The sequence below is a fragment of the Luteibacter yeojuensis genome (assembly GCF_011742875.1).
GTDB lineage: Bacteria > Pseudomonadota > Gammaproteobacteria > Xanthomonadales > Rhodanobacteraceae > Luteibacter > Luteibacter yeojuensis.
In genome coordinates this window covers 2,199,826-2,219,900 of record NZ_JAAQTL010000001.1, presented here as the reverse complement: position 1 = coordinate 2,219,900, position 20,075 = coordinate 2,199,826, and the positions used below count along the sequence as shown (strand labels likewise).

Sequence of the window (20,075 nt, the reverse complement as noted above, 5' to 3'; positions counted from 1 at the left end):
GTTCTTACAGGGGAACGCGAGCAGGCTCCTCCGGAAGACTCAAGGCCGCCATGCTGTTGCGTTTGCTGTTCGTTCTTCTGATAGCGCTGAACATCGCGGTGGCCGCGTGGCTGCTGCTGGGCGATTCCGGCACGCATGCGATCGATCCCAACGACGGCGGCGTGCCGAAACTGAAGCTGCTGACCGAACTGCCCGAACCGTCGGCGACCACGTCCGCCCGTCCTTCGAGCAGTCCGTCGCCCGCGGCCGCAACGCCGGCGGCACCCGTGTCCCCGGCGAGCGCGCCGAAACCCGTCGCCGCCACGTCCGTCGCCGCCGCCCAGACGAAGCCCGTCACGAAGGCGGCCGCCGCGGACGATCCGCTCGCGGCGGCCGCCAGCGCGCCGACCAGTCCCCGTCGCAGCTACCGCTGCCTGGCCCTCGGGCCCTTCCCCAACCAGGTGGACCTTCGCGCCGCCCGCACCGCCATCGCCTCGCGGACCGTGCGCAGCCGGCAGCGCCAGGAGCAGACCAGCGAATCCCATGGCTGGCGCGTCTTCCTTCCGGCCCAGGCGACGCGCGAGCAGGCGCTGGCCCAGGCGCGACGCCTGGAGGCAAAGGGCATCAAGGATTACTTCGTCGTCACGGCCCAGGGTGAACTGCAGAACTCGGTGGCACTCGGGCTCTTCCACGATCCGGCCAACGCCCGCAAGCGCCGCGACCAGGTCGTCGCCGCGGGGTTCCCCGCGCGCATGAGCGAGCGCACCGAAACCACGCCCGTCTGGTGGCTGGACGTGGTCGTCCCCGACGAGGCCGGTGCCGACATTCGCCAGGGTATCCGTACCCCTGGCATCACGGCCCGAACCACCGGCTGCTTCTGATAAACTCGCCGCCTTCGCCGGCATAGCTCAGTTGGTAGAGCAACCGCCTTGTAAGCGGTAGGTCCCCAGTTCGAATCCGGGTGCCGGCACCATCTCCCAGCCTCCGCGGCACATCCCCAAACATGCCGATTCCGCACCACGCCTCGCGGCGTGGACGTGGAAGTGCGTGCCTCGCGACAACGCGGACCATGAAGAGCGCGCGGGAACGGCGATGTGCCAGGCGGACGCTGACATTTCGGGAACAATTTTTCAGATTTATCGGATGGATTGGGTAGTTGCCGTGTGGTCCATTGGCTGCGCGCAGCAACGGCATACGGATCATCGCGTGTCGGCGCATGCGCGCACTTCGATAAGACTTCTTCTGGAGCGTTCCTCATGAAACCTATCTTTCGCCTGACCGCACACGGTGCGGCAAAGGTGTTGCGCACGCCTGCCTGTCGCCTTGCCCTCGCGTGTGCCATCGCCACGGGAGCATCCGTTACCCTGGCGGCGTCCCCGTCTTCTAACCGGGCCAGTGCGATCGCACAGGCCGGAAGCCTTGATCCTGGCTTCGGCGCGGGAGGACGGGTCATCCTCGACGTTGGCGAGGAAGCCGGCCTCGCCGCGCCCCAGGCGGCGCTGCTTCCCGACGGGAAGATCCTCTCGGTGGGCATCATCGGGAGGAATACGGTCTTTCTCGTGCGGAAGGTTCCCGCAGGATGGCCGGACACCACCTTCGGGGAGGGCGGTTCGACCAGGACCGTCCTGGGTATCGAAGGGCAGTACGTACTGAGGGACCGCCTCGTCATGCCCGACGGCGGACTGCTGCTCGCGGGCCACGCCGCACGGCAGGATGGCGTCAGCACGCTCCTGTATGCGCGCTTCACGCCGGAAGGCCACCTCGATCCCGCCTTCGGCACGGGTGGTCTCGCCGAGATCGACCTCCCCGCCACCACCTTCGACCAGGCGCAGCATATGGCCTTGCAACCGGACGGGAAGATCGTCGCGGTCGCACGATCCGTGCGCGATACGCGCGACTGGGACAGCGTGCTCCTCCGCCTGACCGCCGATGGCCGGCTCGATCCCGGCTTCGGATCCGGCGGGATCGCCGCTCACCCCATCCGCGGCTCGATCATCAAACGTGTCAGCGTGCTGCCGGACGGCAAGCTGCTGCTTTCGGGAAGCTATCTCGAGTACGCGCTTCTCTCGCGGCACCACGCCGACGGCCGGCTGGACGGCACGTTCGGAAACGACGGCCATTTCCGCCTGCTGGCCCCGGGCATCCTGGATTACAACCACTTCAACGACGTGGCGTTGCAGGACGATGGACGGATCGTGGTCGTCGGGTCGGCGGGTGCCGGCAACCGCACCTCGGTGATCGCGCGCGTCGAGCCCGACGGCTCCGGACTCGACCCGACCTTCAACGGCGGTGTGCCGCTTCTCGTCCCTTCCGTTACAGGGGCGACCGAGGAAGAGGACGTCGCCCTCCAGGCTGACGGGAAGATCGTTTCCCTCGGTACCGTGTCCGCGCTTCCCACGGTTTCCGCGCGGCTCCTGCGCCTCCGCGCCGACGGCAGCCTCGACATCGGCTTCGGACAGGGAGGCAGTGTCGTCACCGATCCGATCCCGGGCGCGCAGCATCTCCTGAAGCACCTGCAGATCCAGCCGGACGGGAAGTACCTCGCATCGGGGCTCGTCTTCGACGCGGCGCGCCAGTCGCTCGGCGTCTTCCGTTTCCTCGCGTCCGCCCCGTAACGCCGCCTGTTGCGCTGCAACCCGGTGGTTTCATGCCGCGGTGTAAACTTGCGGCATGAACGGTTTTCGCGCATCGCTGTTGTTCGCCGTCCTCCTCTGGCTACCGGCCGCGGCATGGGCGGGCGACGAGTCCCGGGAGGACCTCGCATCGCGTATGGCCGGGCACGAGGCTCCGCTGCTCCTCGACGTCCGCACGCCCTCGGAATATCGCGATGGCCACCTGGCTGGGGCGCTGAACGTCCCGGTGGACGAGGTGGCTTCCCGCCACGGGGTGCTGGGCATCCCCCGCGACCGTGAACTCGTCGTCTACTGCAAGTCCGGCAAGCGGGCCGCCCGTGCCCGTGCCACGCTCGAGTCGCTCGGTTACTCGAACGTGCGGTTGCTCGAAGGCAGCGCCGACGCGTGGCGCGCCGAAGGGCGGCCGCTCGTGCATGAAGAACCATCGTCCCCCTGAGTATCCCCGTCATGAGTCCAATCACCCGTTCGGTCGCCCTCATCGGCGTCCCCACCGACATCGGTGCCGGTCACCGCGGCAGTTCCATGGGTCCCGAAGCCCTGCGCGTCGCCCGCCTCGGCGAAAGACTGGCCAAGCGCGGCATGCATGTCGTGGATCGCGGCAACCTTTCGGGTCCGCTCAACCCGTGGCAACCGCCGACGGACGGCTACCGTCACCTGGATGCCGTCGTGGCCTGGAACACCGCCGTGCACGAGGCCATCCACGGGGCACTCGGCGAAGGCCAGCTGCCGGTGATGCTCGGCGGCGATCATTGCCTCGCCATCGGTTCGATCTCGGCCGTGGCGCGGCATTGCCGCGAAACGGGCAAGAAACTCCGCGTGTTGTGGCTCGATGCCCATGCGGATTTCAACACCAGCCAGATCACGCCCTCCGGCAACATCCATGGCATGCCGGTGGCCTGCCTCTGCGGTTACGGTCCGGCCGCGCTCACGCATATCGGCGGCTCGGTGCCGGCCACCACGCCCGACGTGTTCCGCCAGATCGGCATCCGCTCCGTGGACGAGGGCGAGAAACGCTTCGTGCACGAGGTGGGCCTGGATATCTACGACATGCGCTACATCGACGAGATCGGCATCAAGGCGGCGATGGAAGAGGCGCTGGCCGGGGTGGACGAGGACACCCACCTGCACGTGAGCTTCGACGTGGATTTCCTCGATCCGTCGATCGCGCCGGGCGTGGGCACCACCGTGCGCGGGGGGCCGAACTACCGCGAGGCGCAGCTGTGCATGGAGATGATCGCGGACACTGGCCGCGTCGGCTCCCTGGACATCGTCGAGTTGAACCCGGCCTTCGACAAGCGCAACCAGACCGCGAAGCTGGCCGTGGACCTGGTGGAGTCGCTGTTCGGGAAGTCCACCCTGATGCGCTGAGGTCCTGTGGGAGCCGGCTCTCTGTGGGAGCCGGCTATGCCGGCGATCCCGCGGGAGCGGGCCAGTTTGCCGCAAGCACCCATCGCCGCTGAAGCGACTCCCACACAGACGATTATCTGCAAGGCGCGGCAACCTGCCGCGGCACAGGGTCGCCGCCCGGCCGTCACGCGGGCTACACTCGGACGGTTTCCGTCCGTCCGAGCATCAGGCCCCCATGCATACCCGCGTCCTCACCGGCATCACCACCACCGGCACGCCGCATCTCGGCAACTACGTCGGCGCCATCCGGCCAGCCATCCAGGCCAGCCGGGGCGCGAACGTCGACGCGTTCTACTTCATGGCCGACTACCACGCCCTGATCAAGAGCGACGACGCCGACCGCGTGGAGGCCTCGCGCCTGAAGATCACGGCCAGCTGGCTTGCCGCGGGGCTGGATCCGGACAGGGTCACCTTCTATCGCCAGTCGGACATCCCCGAGGTGCCCGAGCTGATGTGGTTGCTCACCTGCGTGACGGCGAAGGGTCTGCTCAACCGCGCCCATGCCTACAAGGCGGCCGTGGACCGGAATATCGAGAACCAGGAAGACGCCGATGCGGGCGTCACCGCGGGGCTCTACATGTATCCCGTGCTGATGGCCGCGGACATCCTCGCCTTCAACGCGAACAAGGTGCCGGTGGGGCGCGACCAGATCCAGCACATCGAGATGGCGCGCGATATCGCGCAGCGCTTCAACCACACCTACGGCCGCGAGTTCTTCGTGATGCCGGAGGCGCTGATCGAAGAGCAGGTGGCGACGCTTCCCGGTCTCGACGGGCGCAAGATGTCGAAGAGCTACGACAACACTATTCCGCTGTTCGAAGGCGGCGCGAAGGGCATGCGCGAGGCGATCATGAAGATCGTCACCGACTCGCGCGCGCCGGGCGAACCGAAGGACACGGAAGACTCCGCGCTGTTCACCATCTACAAGGCATTTGCATCGCCGGCCGAAACGGGCGCTTTCGCCGAGGCGCTGCATGGCGGTCTCGGCTGGGGCGAAGCCAAGCAGGTGCTGTTCGAGCGTATCGATTCCGAAGTGGCGCCGATGCGCGAGAAGTACGAAGCGCTGATGGCGAGTCCCGGCCAGATGGAAGACATCCTCCTCGCCGGTGCCGCCAAGGCGCGCGCCATCGCCGGCCCGCTCGTGGAAACGCTGCGCGAGGCGGTGGGCCTGCGCAGCGCGCGGCACACGCTGAAGACGCCCGACGAGCCGGTATCCGCGCCGGCCGTCGCGAAGGCGAAGCCGCCGCGTTTCGCGAGCTTCCGCGACGCCGACGGAAGCTTCCGCTTCCGCCTGTTCGGCGCGGACGGTGAGGAGCTGCTGTTGTCGGTGTCGTTCGCCGATCCGAAGGCGGCGGGCGCGCTGCGGCAGACGCTCTCGACCGTGGGCGGCACGCATGCGGCCATCGAGTCGCAGGGCGATCACCTCGCGCTGCTGGTCGATGGCAAGGTCGTCGCCAACGGCGAGCCGTATCCCGATGAGGTGGCGCGCGCCGCCGCCTTGCTCCGTTTGCGCGGTGCCCTGGACGCCCTCGCCGCCGCGACGGCCGAGGAAGCCGCGGCGAAGGCCGCCAGCAACGCCACCCAGAAGGCCTGACATGCGCTACCTCGCGATCATGCTGTTGGCACCCTGGCTGGTCGTGCTCGGCTGGGCCTATTGGGCGTATCCGAAGTCGCTGCCGAAGAACGCGGCACGCCGCGGGTTCGACGTGCTGGCCCTGCTGGCGGCGACGGTGGCGGCGTTCCAGGCGGCCCTGTTGGCTTTCGATGCGGTCGAATTGCCGGCTGCCGACCAGTTCGGGCCGAAGAGCGGCGCGATCTGGCAGCAGGTGGTCCCGGCGCTTTATGGCTACGGTGCGTTCGTGGCGGTGCTCGTGGTGGCGCTCATCGTCCGCCAGCTCGTCTGGAAAAAACGCGCCCTGTAGGACCGCTGTTCCTGTAGGAGCCGCTATAGCGGCGAGAGCAATCTTGCCGTGTTTCGCGAGGTTTCCTCGCCGCTATTGCGGCTCCTGCAAGGTGCAGGGGACCTAGTCCCAGGTGTTCAGGTGCGGGCCGAAGGCCTCGGCCTGCTTGCGCACGATGCAGAAGCGGTGTCCGGTGGGGGCCTCCATCACCCACCAGCGCTTCACGAAGCCGATGCGCTTCGCGCCCAGCGCCTCCAGCCGGTCGGCCTCGGCGTCCAGGTCGTCGGCTTCGATGTCGAGGTGCACGCGGCTGGGGTGATCCACGCGTTGCAGGATGACCTGGAGTTCATCGGAAGCCGTCTGTAGCGACGCGTACTTGCCGTCGCCTTCCTCGTCGGTGGTCTTGACCGGTTTGCCCAGCGCGCGGCTCCAGAATTCGGAGGCGGCGACGAGGTCGCCATCCTGGCAGTCCAGGACGAGGGCGCAAAGCCTGCTGTGGTGCATGAGGTGGCCTCTCGATGACGAAAGTCGCATCGTAGCCCCGCCGACGCAGGATTCGCGTGAGCACTTCGTGTACCCGTCATTCCTGCGAAGGCAGGAATCCAGGGCCTCCCGGCTCGATCGTGCGCTGCGTCTCAGGGTCCCTGCTGTGCAGGGACGACAAGCTCAGGCACCGCGCAGGCGCTGCGTGAGGCCCTTTAGGAAGTTGCGCAGGAACTGGTCGCCGCAGAGGCGGAAGTTGCTGTGCTTCGGCTGGCGGAAGAGGGCATTGATCTCGCCGCGGGACACGCGGAAACCGGCCTCGGTCATGATCGCGAGGATGTCGTCTTCCTTCAGCTCGAAGGCGACGCGCAGCTTCTTCAGCACCACGTTGTTGTTGACCCGGGTTTCCACGGGGCGCGGCGGCTGACTCTCGTCGCGGCCGCGGCGATGGACGATGAGCCCGTCGAGGAAGTGCGCCATGGCGGCGTCGGGCATCTCGGCGAAGCCCGGCTCGTCTTCCTTGCGGAGCCACGGTTCCACCTGCTCGCGCGTGGCGGGGAAACCGGCGAGCTTCATGATCTCGACGACATGGACGTCGCCGAGGTCGAGCATGTAGCGGATGCTGCGGAGGGTGTCGTTGTTGAGCATGGCGAGCAGGATACCGCGACCTTAGCCCACCGACGAATGGTAGGAGCCGCTATAGCGGCGAGAAGCCGACGTAGCGATGAAGCGGCGAGGCAGGATTTCCTCGCCGCTATAGCGGCTCCTACAGGGTGGGCTGCCGCCTTAGTTGGGCAAGCCCAGGTCGTCGATCATCGCCTTCAGGAAGCGCGCGGCCTCGCCGCCGGTGGCGGCGCGGTGGTCGAAGGTAAGCGACAGCGGCATGCGGCGGTGTACTTCGATGCCGCCCATCACGGCCACGACGTCGTGGCTGAGCTTGCCGGCGCCGATGATGGCCACCGTCGGGGGCACGACCACCGGGGTGGCGTAACGGCCGGCGAACATGCCGAAGTTCGACAGGCTGATGGTGTAGCCGGAGAGCTCCGACGCCGGGATGCTGCGGTCTTCCACCGACGTGCGCAGACGCTTGATCGCGGCACGGATGCCCGCGCCGTCGAGCACGTCGGCGTTGCGCAGCGCCGGCACGAACAGGCCGTCCTCGGTGTCCACGGCGATGCCGATGTCCACGTGCGGATGCAGCGTGCGGCTGAGGTTCTTGCCGTCGAACCAGGCGTTGAGCGCCGGCACCGCCTTGCAGGCCACCACGATGGCGCGGATGAGGCGCGCGGTGATGTCCTGCTTGCCGATCCAGGCGTGCAGGTCGGCGTCGTCGACGAGAGAGGTCGGGACGACGTTGGCGTGCGCATCGGCCATGACGCGGGCCATGTTGCGGCGAACGCCCTTCAGCTGCTCCGGCTGGCCCATCGCTTCCTTGCCGGGAGGCGCGGTGCGGACGGCCTTGCCGGCCTGCGACACGGCGGTACGCTGCGGTGCCGGGCCCGGTTCGGGCAGGGTGGGGGCGAGGTGCTGCGCCGACGCCGGGCGAGCCGGGGCGGCCCCGAGCGCGGCGCTGCCGCTGGCGGCGGCGTTCTTCACATCGGTCATGGTGATGACGCCACCGGCGCCGGTCGGCTGCACGCGGGCGAGGTCGATCTTCAGCTTCTTCGCCAACGCACGCACGGCCGGGACGGCCTTCACGCCGCCGGCGCTGCTGACCTGCTCGGTGTGCACGGCGTTGCCGCTGATCATGGCGCCGACAACGGTGCCTTCGTCCTCGCGATCGTTGCCGTCCGCTGCCTCGATCTCGCCGCCGTCGTCGGAAGCGATGACCTTATGCGCGTCGTCCGGTGCCTGGCTGCCCACGCCCTTCTTCGGGCCGTGGTGATGGCCGGTGGATTCGGCCTCGGCGCGCTGGCGCGCGTTCGGATCGATCTCGAAATCGGCCAGGGCGGCGCCGGTCTCGATGATGTCGCCAGTGGCGCCGTGCAGCTTTTTCACGGTGCCGGAGTAGGGCGACGGCACATCGACGACGGCCTTCGCGGTTTCCATCGACACCAGCGGGGCGTCGAGCTTGATGGTGTCGCCTTCCTTGACGTGCCATTCCACGACGGTCGCGTCGGGAAGGCCCTCGCCGAGGTCCGGCAGGTAAAAAGTCTTGATGTCGGCCATGTCTATCGGTTCCTCAGGAGGCGGCGAGCGTGCGCTCGGCGGCTTCGACAATGCGTTCGACGCTGGGCAGGTACTTCATTTCCAAGCGGAACAGCGGGATGTGCGTATCGAAACCGGTGACGCGTTCCACCGGCGCGAGCAGGCTGTAGAGGCATTCCTCGGACAGGCGTGCGGCGATCTCGGCGCCGAATCCCGCGGTCTTCGGGGCTTCGTGCACGATGACGCAGCGGCCGGTCTTGGTCACCGATTCGGCGATGGTGTCGAAGTCGAGCGGCGTGAGCGTGGCCACGTCGATCACCTCGGCGCTGATGCCCTTCTCGGCCAGCGCATCGGCGGCCTCGAGGCATTCCTTCACCTGCGCGCCCCAGGTCACCAGGGTCACGTCGGTGCCGTCGCGGAGCACGAAGCAGACGTCGAGCGGCAGGGCCTCGCCGTCGTCGGGCACTTCTTCCTTGTACTGGCGGTAGATGCGCTTCGGTTCGAAGAAGATCACCGGATCCGGATCGCGGATGGCGGCGAGCAGCAGGCCGTAGGCGCGGGCCGGCGACGACGGCATCACCACGCGCAGGCCGGGGATGTTCGTGAACAGGTGCTCGTTGGCTTCGGAGTGATGCTCCGGCGCACGGATGCCGCCGCCCCACGGGGCGCGCCACACGGCCGGCACGGTCATGCGCCCGCGGGTACGGTTGCGCATGCGCGCGGCGTGGCAGGCAATGTGCTCCATCATCGCGTAGATGAAGCCTTCGAACTGGGCCTCGGCGACCGGGCGCATGCCCTGGGCGGCCAGGCCGACGGTGATGCCGGCGATGGTGGTCTCGTCCAGCGGCGTATCGATCACGCGTTCTTCGCCGAACTGTTCCTGCAGCCCCTGGGTGGCGCGGAACACGCCGCCGTTGACGCCGACATCCTCGCCGAGCACGACGACACGGTCGTCGTTGCGCATTTCGTAAGCGAGCGCCTGGGTCACTGCTTCGATGAGAGTGATTTGTGCCATGGAAAGGGATCCTTACTTGCGATCGAGGGAAGCGGCGAGTTCACGCTGCTTTTCGAGGTCGGCGGGGAGTTCGGCGTACAGGTAATCGAACATGGCCGTCGCCGGCTGCACCTTCGACTCGAGGTACGCGTTCACCTCGTTATCCATCCAGTCGTCGCATTCGGCCTTCCAGGCCTCTTCCTTCGCGTCGTCCCACTTGCCCTTGCCTTCGAGCCACTTGCGCAGGCGCGGCACGGGATCGCGTTCCCAGGCGTCCTTCACTTCCTGCTCGCCGCGGTAGCGGCGGGCGTCGTCGGCGGTGGTGTGGTCGCCGAGGCGGTAGGTGACCGCTTCGATCACGCTGCCGCCCTGGCCGGAGCGGGCGCGGTCGAGCGCGTCCTCCATGGCCTTGCGCACGGCGATGATGTCGTTGCCGTCCACCTGGATGCAGAACAGGCCGGCGGCGATGCCTTTCTGGGCCAGCGTGCCGGAACCGCTCTGGATGCGGCGCGGCACCGAGATGGCCCACTGGTTGTTCACGATCACGGCCACCAGCGGCAGCTGCTGCGCGCCGGCGACGTTGATGGCGCCGTAGAAGTCGCCCTTGGACGAACCGCCGTCGCCGATCGTGCAGACCGCCACGCGCGGCTCCTTGCGGATCTTGAAGGCGAGGGCGGAGCCGGCGGCGTGCAGGCACTGCGTGCCGATGGGCACGCACCAGGCGAAGTCGTGCGCGGGCGCGTCGGCGAAGTCGTTGCCGCGCTCGTCGCCACCCCAGTAGGTGTAGACCTCGCGCGGCTTCACGCCACGGTACAGCTGCGCGCCGTACTCGCGATACGACACGGCCAGCGAATCCTCGCGGCGCATGGCGCTACCGATGCCCACATGCGCGGCTTCGTGGCCGAGGCAGGAGGCATAGGTGCCCAGCTTGCCCGTACGCTGCAGGGCGATCGACTTGGCGTCGAACACGCGGGTGGACACCATGAGCTTGTAGAGCTCGACCATGTGGTCGAGGTCCTTGGCGAACTCGGGCAGCTCCTTGCCGGTTTCCTTGCCGTCCTGGTCAAGGTATTGCAGGTATTCGATTTCGAACTTGGCGGCGATGGACACGACTCGCTCCCGGGGATGGTTAGAAACGACACGCACGAGTGGGGGAAGCGGCCGGGCCCATCCAGCGGGGCGCGACACGGCTTTTGGGTTCTTGCGAGCCGGACTAGATATCAGGGGTATTATGACGCCGCAAGGCACGGTGCAGCATGTACTTTTTACTCGAACGCCCCAGGATGGCGCCACGGCGCGGGTTTCCAGCCTGTCAACCCCCTTATTGTGAATTCGTCCCATGGCCAATCCCCAGCGCGATCTCGAACCCGGCATCCGCACCGATCTCGACGGGCGCCTCAGTTACGGGGAGTACCTGAAGCTCGACCAGGTGCTGACCGCGCAGCAACCGCGCAGCGAACCCGCGCACCATGACGAGATGCTGTTCATCATCCAGCACCAGACCTCCGAACTCTGGCTGAAACTGATGATCCACGAGCTGGAGGCCGCGCTGGTCCGCCTGCGCGCCGACGACGTGGACGGCACGCTGAAGATCCTCGCCCGGGTGAAACAGGTGCAGCGGCAGCTGTACGAACAGTGGGGCGTGCTGGAGACGTTGACGCCGGCGGAATACCTCCAGTTCCGCGATGTGCTGGGGCCGTCCTCGGGGTTCCAGTCCCTGCAGTACCGCATGGTGGAGTTCCTGCTCGGCAACAAGCACGGCGACATGCTGCGCGTGTTCGAGCACGATCCCGTCGCGCACGAGCGGCTGCGCAAGGTGTTCGAGGCGCCGGGCCTCTACGACGAATTCCTGCGTTACCTCGCCCGTCGCGGCCATCCGGTGCCGGCGGAACTGCTCCAGCGCGACCTCACCCAGCCCTGGCGGAGCCAGCCGGCGCTGCTGCCGGTGTTCAAGCGGATCTATGAGGACACGGCCCACCACTGGTCCGAATACCACCTCAGCGAGGAACTGGTGGACATCGAGGAAGCGTTCCAGCTCTGGCGCTTCCGCCACATGAAGACGGTGGAGCGCATCATCGGCTTCCGCCAGGGCACCGGCGGTTCCTCGGGCGTGGCCTTCCTGCGCAAGGCGCTGGAGCAGACGTTCTTCCCCGAATTGATCGAGGTTCGGACGATTATCGGGACGTAGCAAAGACCCTTGTAGGAGCCGCTATAGCGGCGAGGGCGACCTGCCTCGCCGCTTCATCGCTCCGTGGGCTTCTCGCCGCTATAGCGGCTCCTACAGGGGGGCCTGATTTGACGCATCGGGCCGGTCCAGCTAAACACCATGCACGAACTTTTCCAGGGTAAGCCATGACACCGACCGCTCCAGCCGCCGCCCGGCCCGTGCCCGACTACCCACAGACCCTCGGTCACCCGCGTCCCCTGTGGATGCTGTTCATGACCGAATTCTGGGAGCGCTTCGCCTTCTATGGCATGCGCTGGGCCCTCACTCTCTACATCGTCGCCGAGTTCTTTCATGGCGATCAGTCGGGTCAGGGCTACGCCAGCCGCACCTATGGCGCCTACCTGGCGCTGGTCTACGCGTCGGCCATTTTCGGCGGCTGGGTTGCCGACCGCATCCTCGGTTACCAGCGCTCGATCCTGCTCGGCGCGGTAGTGATGGGCTCCGGCCTGTTCATGGTCATGGTGCCGAACCAGCAGGTGTTCCTCGCCGGCCTGGCCACGGTCATCGTCGGCAATGGACTGTTCAAGCCGAACATCTCGTCGCTGGTGGGCCAGATCTACCCGGTCGGCGACGATCGCCGCGACCGCGGCTTCACCATCTTCTACATGGGCATCAATCTTGGCGGCTTCCTCGCCCCGCTGGTCACCGGCTGGCTCGCCTCGGTGATCACCGATACGCCGCTGCAGCAGAACTACAAGGTGGTGTTCGCCGCGACCGGCATCGGCATGGGAATCTGCTTCATCTGGTTCCTGCTCGGCAAGCGGCAGCTCCAGGGCGTGGGCGTGCCGCCGCCGGAGCGTCACGAGGGCAAGAACCTGCTCGCGGTGATCGTAGGCGTCCTGGTCGCGATCCCGCTCGTCTACCTCCTGATGGCGCAGGCCGGCGCCGTGTTCATCGCCTGGCTGCTGGGCCTGCTGTTCATCGGCGTGGCGGTGATGCTGGTGATCGAGGCGGTGCGTCACGACCGCATCCAGATCCATCGCGTGATCGCGATGCTGGTCCTCTTCGCCTTCAACGTGCTGTTCTGGATGTTCTTCGAACAGGCCGGCAGCTCCTTCAACTTCCTCGCGCAGAACATCGTGGACCGCCAGATGTTCGGCTGGGAGTTCCCCACCGGCTGGTTCCAGTCGGTGAACTCGGCGGCCATCCTGGTCTTCGCGCCCGTCGTGGCGCTCGCCTGGGCCTGGTCCGCCAAATTGAGGAAGGAGCCGTCGATCCCGCGCAAGTTCGGCCTCGGCCTCATCTTCAACGCCCTGGGGTTCCTGGTGCTGATGTACGCGCTGAAGAGCCTCGTGGGCGGCGACGGCCTCATCCCGTTCTGGCCCCTCGCCGCCTGCTACGTGCTGCAGACCATCGGCGAGCTGTGCCTGTCGCCGATCGGCCTGTCGATGGTGACCAAGCTGGCGCCCATCCGGGTCGTCGGCCTGGCGATGGGCGGCTGGTTCCTCTCCACGGCCATCGGCAACAACCTGTCGGGCCTGCTCGCCGGCCACATCAGCGGCGAAACCGGCATGACCGTCGCGTCGGCGCTATCCGGCTTCAGCTTCAGCTTCGAGCTGCTGGTGGGCGCGGGTATCGTGCTGTTCCTGATCGCCCCGCTGATCAACCGGCTCATGCACGGGGTCAAATGACCCCGGCAAGCCCTGTAGGAGCCGCTATAGCGGCGAGGAAACCTCGCGACGCGCTCGCAAGATTCCCCTCGCCGCTATAGCGGCTCCTACAGGGTGATTGGCGATCAGGGGGCCATCAGCTTGTCCAGGATGCGGGTCAGCTGCTCCTTCTCGCTGTCGTCCAGTTTCGCCAGCAGGTCGCGTTCGTGGGCCCGGGCCAGCGGCGCCACCTCGTCGTGGATGGCCCAGCCGGCTTCGGACAGCTTGAGCACCGAGCGGCGCTTGTCGCCGCCATGCGTGCTGCGGTCCACCCGGCCGGCCTCGACCAGCCGGGCCAGGGCGCGACTCACCGCCACCTTGTCCATCCGCGTGCGCTCGGCCACCTCGCGTGCCGACAAATCCGCGAACCGGGCCAGCACGGCCATCACGCGCCATTCCGTCATGCTGAGCTGGAATCGGTCCGTATACTCGTCGGCGATCGACTGGCTTACCGTGTTCGAGAGGATCGAAAGGCGGTAAGGCAGGAAGGTTTCCAGTTCCAGGGGGGCATGGGCGGGAACGGCGTCGATGGTCATGCTGCACTGGTCCTTGCAAATGGTTACATGTGAAACTATAAAATGAGGGCATACGGCGCAAGCCGTCCCCTTGCCAGGAGTATCGCCCATGAGCGCCCAGCCCAATATCGGCATGCAGGTCACCACCTTCGAAAACCCCCAGGGGGTCGATGGCTTCGAGTTCGTCGAGTTCGCCGCGCCCGATCCGGCGCTGCTGCACTCGCTGTTCCCGAAACTGGGCTTCACCCCGGTGGCGAAGCACAAGACGAAGAAGATCACCCTGTACCGCCAGGGCGATTGCAACTTCCTGGTGAACGAGGAACCGGATTCCTTCGCGTCGGACTTCGTCGCCAAGCACGGTCCCTGTGCCTGCGGCTTCGCCATCCGCTTCACCCGTCCCGCCGCCGACGTGCAGGCCACGGCCCTCTCCAATGGCGCCACCACGGTCGCGCTCAAGCCGGAAACCCTGGCCCTCCAGGTGCCGAGCATCGAGGGCATCGGCGGCGCCGCGCTCTACCTGATCGACACCTACGGCGCGAAGGGCGAGGTGTACGACGCCGAGTTCGACTGGCTGCCGGGCGTGGACCGTCACCCGAAGGGTTTCGGGCTCACCTTCATCGACCACCTGACGCATAACCTGCACTTCGGCAACATGGAAAAGTGGTCGGATTACTACGAGCGACTGTTCAACTTCCGCGAGATCCGCTACTTCGACATCAAGGGCGCGAAGACCGGCCTGGTGTCCAAGGCCATGACCGCTCCGGACGGCCTCGTGCGCATTCCGCTGAACGAGTCCGCGGACGAGAAGTCGCAGATCAACGAATACCTGCGCGAATACAACGGCGAGGGCATCCAGCACATCGCGCTGTTCACCGACAACATCTACGAGTCGGTGGAAGCCATGCGTGCGCAGGACGTCGCGTTCCTCGACACGCCGGACACCTATTACGAGGTGATCGACGAGCGCGTGCCTAAGCACGGCGAAGACGTGCCGCGCCTGCAGGCAAGCAAGATCCTTATCGACGCGGACGACGAGACCAAGAAGAAGCTGCTGCTGCAGATCTTCACGCAGAACAACATCGGCCCGATTTTCTTCGAGATCATCCAGCGCAAGGGCAACGAAGGTTTCGGCAACGGCAACTTCAAGGCGTTGTTCGAGTCGATCGAGCGCGACCAGATGCGCCGCGGCGTGCTGTAATGAACCACGTCGCCGATACCCGCGGTTACCAGACCGGCTTCGGCAACGAATTTGCCACCGAAGCCGTGGCGGGCGTGTTGCCGGCCGGGCAGAACTCGCCGCAGCGTGTGGCGAAGGGGCTTTACGCGGAGCAGCTGTCGGGCAGCGCGTTCACGGCCCCGCGCCACCGCAACCTGCGGAGCTGGCTGTACCGCATCCGCCCCGCCGCGCAACATTCGCCCTTCGCGGCGATGGATCACGGCACGTTCCATAACCGCTTCGACGAAGCGCCCGCCACGCCGAACCAGCTTCGCTGGGATCCGCTGCCGATGCCCGCCGGCCCGTGCGATTTCCTCGACGGGCTGTTTACGATGGGCGGCAACGGCGGTGCCGCCGAGCAGGCCGGCGTGGGCATCCACCTCTACGCCGCGAATCGCTCGATGGAAGGGCGTTATTTCTACGATGCCGATGGCGAGCTGCTGATCGTGCCCCAGCAGGGCAGGCTGCGCGTTCGGACCGAGCTCGGCGTGCTCGACGTGGCGCCGTTGGAGATCGCGGTGGTGCCGCGCGGCATCCGCTTCCTCGTGGAGCTGCCGGACGGCGAGGCGCGCGGTTACGTGGCCGAGAACTTCGGCGCGCCGCTGCACTTGCCGGACCTCGGTCCCATCGGCGCCAACGGACTCGCGCATCCGCGCGATTTCCTGACGCCGGTCGCGGCCTATGAAGACCTCGACGGCGACTTCTCGCTCGTCGCCAAGTTCCAGGGGCACCTGTGGTCCGCGCGCATCGACCACTCGCCGCTCGACGTGGTGGCATGGCACGGCAACCATGCGCCGTACAAGTACGACCTGCGTCGCTTCAACACCATCGGCTCCATCGCCGTGGACCACCCCGATCCGTCGATCTTCACCGTGCTCACCTCGGTCAGCGACACGCCGGGCGTGGCGAACATGGACTTCGTGATCTTCCCGCCGCGCTGGCTGGTCGCCGAGCATACCTTCCGTCCGCCGTACTTCCACCGCAACGTGGCGAGCGAGTTCATGGGGCTCATCGACGGTGCCTACGACGCCAAGGCCGGCGGCTTCGTGCCGGGCGGTTCGAGCCTGCACAATTGCATGAGCGGTCACGGGCCGGACGCGGCCAGCTTCGAGAAGGCCTCGAACGCCGACACCTCGCGTCCCGACCACATCGTCGGCACCATGGCCTTCATGTTCGAGACCCGCAAGGTCATCCGTCCCAGCCGGCAGGCCCTCGATTCGAAGGCGCTGCAGGGCGACTATTACGAATGCTGGCGCGGATTGAAGAAGCACTTCGATCCGTCTGCCGACTGAAGATAAGGAACCGCATGAAGCTCGCGTCACTCAAGGAAGGCGGCCGCGACGGCACGCTCGTCGTCGTCAGCCGCGACCTCGGCCGCGCCGTGAAGGCCACCGGCATCGCGCCCACGCTGCAGGCTGCACTGGACGACTGGCGCTCGCTCGCGCCGCGCCTCAACGCGCTGTCGGAAGACCTCAACGGGGGCAGGGCGGAAGGCGCCTTCGACCTCGACATGGCCAAGCTCGCGGCGCCGCTTCCGCGTGCCTACGAGTTTGTCGACGGCAGCGCCTACCTCCCGCATGTGGAACGCGTGCGCCGGGCTCGCGGCGCCGAGGTCCCGGCGTCGTTCTATACCGACCCGCTGATGTACCAGGCGACCAGTGCCGGCTTCCTCGGCCCGCGCGATGCCGTGATCGTACCCAGCGAGGCATTCGGCATCGATCTCGAGGCCGAGGTGCTGGTGGTGACCGACGACGTCCCCATGGGCGTCACGCCGGCGCAGGCGGCGGAACACATCCAGCTCATCGGCCTGGTCAACGACGTGTCGCTCCGCGGTCTCATTCCCGCGGAACTGGCGAAGGGCTTCGGGTTCCTCCAGTCCAAGCCGCGATCGGCCCTGTCGCCGGTATTCGTCACGCCCGACGAATTGGGCGACGCGTGGCGGGACGAGAAGCTCCATCTGCCCATGCGTACATGGATCAACGGCGCGTGGTTCGGCGAGGCCGAGTGCGGCGTCGACATGCAGTTCAACTTCGCGCAGCTGGTGGCGCATGTGGCGAAGACGCGCCCCCTGACCGCCGGCACGCTGGTGGGCTCGGGCACCATCGCCAACGAGGACACCTCCAAGGGCGCTTCCTGCCTCGCCGAGCAGCGCACCGTGGAAACGCTGCGCGACGGAAAGCCGTCGACACCGTTCCTCTCGTTCGGGGATACGGTGAGGATCGACGTCACCGGCAAGGACGGCGCGTCGATCTTCGGGGCGATCGAACAGGCGATCGCGAAGGGCTGATCCTTCACCAGGGCGGGGAGGCGTCGATCCCGATCGCCTCCCGGATCGCCAGCACTTTCAGCGCGACCTCGGTGTCGAGTCGCGCATCCGGGCCGGCACCGCCGTCCGCGTCCGGGCGGGCAGGCTCCATCCGCGGGCTCGCCGGTCCGTAGAGCTCGTGTTCGACGCGCGTCCACAGCGCCGCCTCGTAGGCATGTCCATCGCCCAATTCCAGTTCGGCCAGGCGCTGCATCGCGTGCCGCCGTCCACGATGGGCCGCGGCCGAAAGCAGGCGGCGCGCTCGCGAGATATCCCGCGGCAGAACGTTGCCCTGCCGCGAACGCCCCTGGAGATACAGCGTGCCGGCCAGTTCCTGGCTGGCGGCGTTCCCTGCCAGGGCCGAAAAGAGCAGCCGGTCGGCCAGCTGCCGGCGCCGCTCGAGTGGCAGCGCCGGGTTCAGCAGGCCGTGCCCGGCGATCTCGACGGTGGCCGACCCCGCGGCGGAGGCGCTCGCCGCCGAGGGCGACAGCGCAAGGAAGAAGAGGATCAGGCAGGTGGCTGGAATGGCGCCGCGACGCATGGGTATTCCTCCGTACAACAAAAAGGGGCCCGCATCGCTGCGGGCCCCCCGTGGCCGTGCCTATTCGATTGTCGGCGCGACTTACTTCGCCGCCATGAGCGCCTTCGCCATGTCCAGCATGCGATTGGAGAAGCCCCACTCGTTGTCGTACCAGGAGAGCACCTTCACCAGCGTGCCTTCCATGACGCGCGTCTGCGTGGCGTCGTAGATGGACGAATGCGGATTGTGGTTGAAGTCGATCGACACCAGCGGCTGCGTGTTCACCGAGAGGATGCCCTTCAGTGCGCCGTTGGCCGCTTCGTTGATGGCGGCATCGATCTCTTCCTTCGTGGTCGCGCGCGCGGCCGTGAAGGTGAGGTCCACGACGGAAACGTTGATGGTGGGCACGCGCATGGCGAAGCCGTCGAGCTTGCCGTTGAGTTCCGGCAGCACCAGGCCGACCGCGGCGGCGGCGCCGGTCTTGGTCGGGATCTGGCTGTGCGTGGCGCTACGGGCGCGGCGCAGGTCCGAGTGGTAGACGTCGGTCAGCACCTGATCGTTCGTGTAGGCGTGGATGGTGGTCATCAGGCCATGCACGATGCCGATCTTCTCGTGCAGCACCTTGGCCAGCGGAGCGAGGCAGTTCGTGGTGCACGACGCGTTCGAGATGACCTGGTGCGACGAGGTCAGCTTGTCGTGGTTCACGCCCATGACGAAGGTACCGTCCACGTCCTTGTCGCCCGGGGCGGAGATGATCACCTTCTTCGCACCGCCGGCGATGTGCGCGCTGGCCTTGGCCTTCGAGGTGAAGAAGCCGGTCGATTCCATCACCACGTCCACGTCGTGGGCTCCCCACGGCAGCTTGGACGGATCGCGCTCCGCGAAGACCTTGATGCGGTCGCCGTTGACGATCAGGTCGCCGCCATCGACCGAGACCTCGCCCGGGAACCGGCCGTGGGCCGTGTCGTACTGGGTGAGGTGGGCGTTGGTTTCGGCGTTGCCGAGGTCGTTGACCGCGACGATCTGAATATCCTTGCCGTTCTGCTTCGCTTCGTAGAGCGAGCGCAGGATATTGCGACCGATACGTCCGTAACCGTTGATGGCGACCTTGATGGTCATGGAAGAGCCTCCGGAAGGGGTTTTAAAACCCGCATGTTAGCCGAAGCTCCCCGCGCCGGGCTTGCTGCGCCGCCGCGACGTGTCATCCGTGTCTCAGCCGCGCTGTGGCACACTTGACCGTTCCACCGCCCGGAAACGTTTACTGTCCCATGAAAGCCGCCCTGAAGCGCCGCAGCATCGCCCTCGTGCTGGCCCTGGTCGTTCCCGCCTTCGCCAGCACCGTCCAGGCCTGGGGCGACATCGGTCACCGCATCGTGGCCGAACTGGCCTGGCGGCAGCTGGATCCCGCGGCGAAGGCCGAGGTGACCCGGCTCCTCAGGGTCGACGGGTCGGATTCGCTTCCCGACATCGCCAGCTGGCCGGACCACCTCCGCGACATGCCGGAGAAGGCTGCCCTGGGCAAGGCCACGGGACCGCTGCACTACGTGAACTTCCGCGACGACAGATGCCGCTACGTGCCGCCGCGCGACTGCGCCGACGGCCGCTGCGTGATCGGCGGGCTGGAGAAGTACGTGGCCGTCCTCCGCGATCGCCACGCCTCCGACGCCGACCGGGCCGACGCGCTGAAATTCGTCGTGCACTTCGTGGGCGACGTGCACCAGCCGCTGCATGCCGGCAATCGCGACGACAAGGGCGGTAACGAATACCAGGTGCAGTTCGACGGCAAGGGCACGAACCTGCATCGCGTGTGGGACTCGCAGATGCTCTACACCCGCGATCTCAAGTGGCAGGCGTACGCCGACCGGCTGGCCGCCGAAGGCAAGGTGAAGCTGCCCAGGCCGATCGCGCCGCTCGACAATCCGTACGCGCAGTGGGCGGAGGAATCGTGCAAGATCGTGGCCGGCCGCGGTTTCTATCCGGACGGGCATCGCATCGACGATGCCTATGTGGCGAAGAACCTTCCCGTCGCGGAGACACGCCTGCGCGAAGCGGGCAAGCGCCTCGCCGACCTGCTCAACAAGACGCTCGACTGATCCGC

At 67.0% G+C, this 20,075-nt stretch carries 20 protein-coding genes and 1 tRNA gene; 13 read left to right on the top strand and 8 right to left on the bottom strand.

Annotation, left to right across the window (positions count from 1 at the left end; all coding sequences use genetic code 11):
* Positions 1-50 precede the first annotated feature (50 nt).
* From HBF32_RS10135 to HBF32_RS10105, 7 genes are all read left to right on the top strand, one after another.
* Positions 51-860 (top strand): SPOR domain-containing protein, encoded by an 810-nt coding sequence (locus HBF32_RS10135; RefSeq protein ID WP_166699510.1) that lies wholly within the window; start codon positions 51-53, stop codon positions 858-860.
* Between the two features lie 16 nt (positions 861-876).
* A tRNA-Thr gene (locus tag HBF32_RS10130) sits at positions 877-952 on the top strand.
* A 283-nt stretch (positions 953-1,235) separates the two neighbouring features.
* Positions 1,236-2,594: a hypothetical protein gene (locus HBF32_RS10125; protein ID WP_166699509.1), complete on the top strand. Its 1,359-nt coding sequence runs from the start codon at positions 1,236-1,238 to the stop codon at positions 2,592-2,594.
* Between the two features lie 55 nt (positions 2,595-2,649).
* Positions 2,650-3,048 carry a rhodanese-like domain-containing protein gene (locus tag HBF32_RS10120; protein ID WP_166699508.1) on the top strand — a complete coding sequence of 133 codons (399 nt, stop codon included), beginning with the start codon at positions 2,650-2,652 and terminating at the stop codon, positions 3,046-3,048.
* An 11-nt stretch (positions 3,049-3,059) separates the two neighbouring features.
* The gene (gene rocF, locus HBF32_RS10115) at positions 3,060-3,980 is read left to right on the top strand and encodes an arginase (protein ID WP_166699507.1); all 921 of its coding nucleotides are present in this window, start codon (positions 3,060-3,062) and stop codon (positions 3,978-3,980) included.
* 214 nt (positions 3,981-4,194) lie between these two features.
* Entirely contained in the window at positions 4,195-5,613 is a 1,419-nt protein-coding gene (locus HBF32_RS10110) for a tryptophan--tRNA ligase (protein WP_166699506.1), read from the top strand.
* Between the two features lies 1 nt (position 5,614).
* Positions 5,615-5,941, top strand: coding sequence for a hypothetical protein (locus tag HBF32_RS10105; RefSeq protein ID WP_166699505.1), 327 nt, complete (start codon positions 5,615-5,617; stop codon positions 5,939-5,941).
* A gap of 102 nt (positions 5,942-6,043) precedes the next feature.
* Here HBF32_RS10105 and HBF32_RS10100 read toward each other — a convergent pair whose 3' ends face one another.
* From HBF32_RS10100 to pdhA, 5 genes are all read right to left on the bottom strand, one after another.
* Entirely contained in the window at positions 6,044-6,424 is a 381-nt protein-coding gene (locus tag HBF32_RS10100; protein ID WP_166699504.1) for a VOC family protein, read from the bottom strand.
* Positions 6,425-6,586: 162 nt separating this feature from the next.
* Positions 6,587-7,051, bottom strand: coding sequence for a YehS family protein (locus tag HBF32_RS10095; protein ID WP_166699503.1), 465 nt, complete (start codon positions 7,049-7,051; stop codon positions 6,587-6,589).
* Positions 7,052-7,189: 138 nt separating this feature from the next.
* Positions 7,190-8,572, bottom strand: coding sequence for a dihydrolipoamide acetyltransferase family protein (locus HBF32_RS10090; RefSeq protein WP_166699502.1), 1,383 nt, complete (start codon positions 8,570-8,572; stop codon positions 7,190-7,192).
* Positions 8,573-8,585: 13 nt separating this feature from the next.
* A complete protein-coding gene (locus HBF32_RS10085; protein WP_166699501.1) occupies positions 8,586-9,566 on the bottom strand; it encodes an alpha-ketoacid dehydrogenase subunit beta in 981 nt (326 codons plus the stop codon).
* A gap of 12 nt (positions 9,567-9,578) precedes the next feature.
* Positions 9,579-10,655 (bottom strand): pyruvate dehydrogenase (acetyl-transferring) E1 component subunit alpha, encoded by a 1,077-nt coding sequence (pdhA, locus tag HBF32_RS10080; RefSeq protein WP_166699500.1) that lies wholly within the window; start codon positions 10,653-10,655, stop codon positions 9,579-9,581.
* 229 nt (positions 10,656-10,884) lie between these two features.
* Between pdhA and HBF32_RS10075 the strand changes: the two genes are divergently transcribed.
* Entirely contained in the window at positions 10,885-11,733 is an 849-nt protein-coding gene (locus HBF32_RS10075) for a tryptophan 2,3-dioxygenase (RefSeq protein WP_166699499.1), read from the top strand.
* A gap of 164 nt (positions 11,734-11,897) precedes the next feature.
* Entirely contained in the window at positions 11,898-13,403 is a 1,506-nt protein-coding gene (locus HBF32_RS10070) for a peptide MFS transporter (protein WP_166699498.1), read from the top strand.
* A 104-nt stretch (positions 13,404-13,507) separates the two neighbouring features.
* On the opposite strand, the gene HBF32_RS10065 is transcribed toward HBF32_RS10070, so the two are convergent.
* Positions 13,508-13,957 carry a MarR family winged helix-turn-helix transcriptional regulator gene (locus HBF32_RS10065; RefSeq protein WP_166699497.1) on the bottom strand — a complete coding sequence of 150 codons (450 nt, stop codon included), beginning with the start codon at positions 13,955-13,957 and terminating at the stop codon, positions 13,508-13,510.
* 88 nt (positions 13,958-14,045) lie between these two features.
* Here HBF32_RS10065 and hppD point away from each other — a divergent pair, with 88 nt between their 5' ends.
* The 3 genes from hppD to HBF32_RS10050 are packed head-to-tail and all read left to right on the top strand — an operon-like array spanning position 14,046 to position 17,439.
* On the top strand, positions 14,046-15,134 hold the full coding sequence (gene hppD / locus HBF32_RS10060; RefSeq protein ID WP_166699496.1) for a 4-hydroxyphenylpyruvate dioxygenase: 1,089 nt from the start codon (positions 14,046-14,048) through the stop codon (positions 15,132-15,134).
* A complete protein-coding gene (gene hmgA / locus HBF32_RS10055) occupies positions 15,134-16,444 on the top strand; it encodes a homogentisate 1,2-dioxygenase (RefSeq protein ID WP_166699495.1) in 1,311 nt (436 codons plus the stop codon). The genes hppD and hmgA overlap by 1 nt, the downstream gene beginning before the upstream one ends.
* Positions 16,445-16,458: 14 nt before the next feature.
* On the top strand, positions 16,459-17,439 hold the full coding sequence (locus HBF32_RS10050) for a fumarylacetoacetate hydrolase family protein (RefSeq protein WP_166699494.1): 981 nt from the start codon (positions 16,459-16,461) through the stop codon (positions 17,437-17,439).
* A gap of 4 nt (positions 17,440-17,443) precedes the next feature.
* On the opposite strand, the gene HBF32_RS10045 is transcribed toward HBF32_RS10050, so the two are convergent.
* A complete protein-coding gene (locus HBF32_RS10045) occupies positions 17,444-17,998 on the bottom strand; it encodes an SEL1-like repeat protein (protein ID WP_166699493.1) in 555 nt (184 codons plus the stop codon).
* 81 nt (positions 17,999-18,079) lie between these two features.
* Positions 18,080-19,096, bottom strand: coding sequence for a type I glyceraldehyde-3-phosphate dehydrogenase (gap, locus tag HBF32_RS10040; RefSeq protein WP_166699492.1), 1,017 nt, complete (start codon positions 19,094-19,096; stop codon positions 18,080-18,082).
* A 149-nt stretch (positions 19,097-19,245) separates the two neighbouring features.
* Here gap and HBF32_RS10035 point away from each other — a divergent pair, with 149 nt between their 5' ends.
* Entirely contained in the window at positions 19,246-20,070 is an 825-nt protein-coding gene (locus HBF32_RS10035) for a S1/P1 nuclease (RefSeq protein WP_166699491.1), read from the top strand.
* Positions 20,071-20,075 lie beyond the last annotated feature (5 nt).